Annotated in this window: 1 pseudogene; it reads right to left on the reverse strand. The window is 44.5% G+C overall.

The features are described from left to right. Positions 1–587, reverse strand: a pseudogene (locus tag ACFIJJ_RS10085) (hypothetical protein); the annotation flags it as partial.

Raw genomic sequence — 587 nt, forward strand, 5'->3', positions numbered from 1 at the left:
AGCCGCACCGGCTTCTGTCAGCCCTTGGGCTTTATAATCCCAGTCTTTAAATTCAGCCTTAACTGCTTGCCAATCAACTTGCTTGGATAATTCTGGATCATCACGCAGTTGCTTAATCCATGCCATGCCTGGGGAGCGAGATAACTGCTCAAGAGATTTGTCTAAATCACCGGTTTCCTGATACTCAACAACGAAGCCATCACCCGCATCAAGCTTTATGCCACCCTTAGCATCTATGGTGACATGTTCGATGGTCTCCTTAAGGTAACCTTTATCGCTCTCACTCCACCACACAAGGTTTTCATTACGCTGATAAACATCCTTAAAATCTTGATCCTTGTTGGTCAGAAACTTGATTTTTCCCGTATCTGATGCCAAATGCGTCTGACCACCACTTTTTGCCCCTATGGCATCAAGCGTGAGATGCCCATCTTTGGCATGCATGGAGAGGTCGCCCTCTGTTTCTATCGTGGTTTTGTTTGTAGTAACTTCTGTTGATTGTTGACGAAACTTATCCTTTTGCTTCGATTTGTCGCCTTCTTTGCCCCTCAGATCCAAATCAAAACTGTTAAAATCTTGCTCTGAAA

The organism is Bartonella sp. TT29SHDZB (assembly GCF_042193395.1).
GTDB lineage: Bacteria > Pseudomonadota > Alphaproteobacteria > Rhizobiales > Rhizobiaceae > Bartonella.